The organism is Pseudomonas sp. SIMBA_067 (assembly GCF_046534675.1).
GTDB classification, from domain to species: Bacteria; Pseudomonadota; Gammaproteobacteria; order Pseudomonadales; family Pseudomonadaceae; genus Aquipseudomonas; species Aquipseudomonas putida.
In genome coordinates this window covers 1-228 of the sequence record NZ_JAWRYH010001543.1, presented here as the reverse complement: position 1 = coordinate 228, position 228 = coordinate 1, and the positions used below count along the sequence as shown (strand labels likewise).

Below are 228 nucleotides of genomic sequence, written 5' to 3'. Positions count from 1 at the left end.
CGATAAAGCTTTGCGCGCCTTTCAGATATGTGTTTGGCAAGACGGATCCATTCCCCCTATAGGCGACTCCGCCGTATATGAGAATGCGGCAGAATCTTTAAATATCAGCAAGGTTTTTTCCGAAAGTGGAATGGCTGTCATTAAAGATGATGATCTGTATGTTTCTTTGATATGTGGCAGGCGAGGCGATGCGCACAAGCAAGTTGATGATACCTCAATAACTGTAAG

General features: G+C 44.3%; 1 protein-coding gene. It reads left to right on the top strand.

Annotated elements, in window-relative coordinates:
* A partial coding sequence (locus SB765_RS34630; protein ID WP_410933156.1) for a hypothetical protein occupies window positions 1-228 on the top strand: 228 nt, incomplete at both ends.